We start from the raw sequence: 1,627 nt of genomic DNA on the forward strand, positions 1-1,627 counted from the left end.
CTCATAAGCTCATCGAAGAGATGATGCTCCTTGCCAATACCTGTGGGGCAAATTTTGCCTTAAAGCATGAGTTGCCTGCCTTGTATCGCAACCACGACAAGCCTAGCGATGAAAAGTCCGCCAAGCTGTCCGAGTACGTCAAATCGTTTGGACTGTCTTTTCCGACCGAGTCGCCCACCCATGCCGATTATCAACATATCATCAAGGCGACCGAAGGGCGAGCGGATACCGAGAGCATTCACTCCATGCTCCTTCGCTCCATGATGCAAGCCAATTATAGCCCTGACAACATCGGGCATTTTGGCTTGGCGTACGATGAGTATAGCCACTTTACCAGCCCCATTCGCCGTTATCCTGACCTCATGCTCCACCGAGCCATTAAGGATAAAGTTACCAACACCAAGCCCAAAGCTACCATTTACAAAACCCTAGACGAGGCAGGCGAGCAGACCTCCACCACCGAACGCCGTGCCGAAGAAGCAAGCCGTCATGTAGAAACATGGCTAAAATGCCATTATATGGGGCGGCACTTGGGCGATGAGTTTGTGGGGACGATTACCACCGTAACGAGTTTTGGGTTATTTATCACTTTAAATGATTTGTTCATTGACGGACTGATTCACATCTCAAACCTATCTGCCGAGTACTATGAATACAACGAGCGTGAACAAGCCTTGATTGGCGAGAAAGGCTCAACCTTTAAACTTGGCGAACAGCTTTTGATTAAGGTTGCTGGCGTGAATATGGATTTATTGCAAGTAGATTTTGCGTTGGTTGAGAAGATTGAGGATTCCACTCAAACCAACAAAAAACCCACCAAACGCAAAAAGTAAATATCAACCAGACATCAAAAAAGGGCAGAAGATTCTGCCCTTTTTTGATTGATAAATTACTTATCCAAAAATGCTTGCGCTGTCGCCAGATCCAGCGTCCCTTCATAGATGGCACGCCCTGTGATCGCGCCTAGCAGATATTCACTATAAGGCTTTAGCTGCTCAACATCGCTCATGTTGGTAACGCCGCCTGATGCAATGACAGGCAGTCCACACGCTTTGGCAAGATTAACCGTCTCATCGATGTTCACGCCTTGCATCATGCCATCTTTGGCGATGTCGGTATAGACGATCGATGACACGCCCGCGTCCGCGAATCGCTTAGCAAGGTCAGTGGCTTTGGTATCGGTGACATTCGCCCAGCCGTGCGTTGCCACATAGCCATTTTTGGCATCGATGCCCACGATGATAGAGTTGGGGAATTCACGACACGCTTCATCAACGAACTCAGGATTTTCTAATGCTTTTGTGCCGATGATGATGTAGTTTAGCCCTGCTGACAAATAATGCTCGATCGTCGATAAGCTGCGCACCCCACCGCCCAGCTGAATGGGCAAATCTGGATAAGCTTTGGCGATTGCCGTTACCACGTCTTTATGGACAGGCACGCCATCAAACGCCCCATTCAAATCGACCAAGTGCAATCGTCTGGCGCCCTGCTCCACCCACTGAGTTGCCATCGCCACAGGGTCATCACTAAATACCGTATCATCCTCCATGCGCCCTTGTTTTAGACGTACACATTTGCCGTCTTTTAGGTCGATGGCAGGGATAATCAACATTGACATAACACA

The 1,627-nt window shown here is 48.7% G+C and carries 2 protein-coding genes; one reads left to right on the forward strand and one right to left on the reverse strand.

Translation table 11 applies throughout. From position 1 onward, the window contains the following. The coding region (locus GY683_RS03245; RefSeq protein WP_297287382.1) for an RNB domain-containing ribonuclease at positions 1–833 on the forward strand (833 nt) is incomplete at its 5' end. Positions 834–889: 56 nt separating this feature from the next. Here the strand turns inward: GY683_RS03245 and hisA are convergent. Further along, positions 890–1,621 (reverse strand): 1-(5-phosphoribosyl)-5-[(5-phosphoribosylamino)methylideneamino]imidazole-4-carboxamide isomerase, encoded by a 732-nt coding sequence (gene hisA / locus GY683_RS03250; RefSeq protein ID WP_367274107.1) that lies wholly within the window; start codon positions 1,619–1,621, stop codon positions 890–892. Positions 1,622–1,627: the final 6 nt, after the last annotated feature.

The sequence above is a fragment of the Moraxella sp. genome, from assembly GCF_024227015.1.
Classification (GTDB): Bacteria; Pseudomonadota; Gammaproteobacteria; order Pseudomonadales; family Moraxellaceae; genus Moraxella.

Bases quoted from the DNA above. Each gene is read 5' to 3' on its own strand.
- hisA (WP_367274107.1), bottom strand. From the start codon at position 1,621: ATGTCAATGTTGATTATCCCTGCCATCGACCTAAAAGACGGCAAATGT.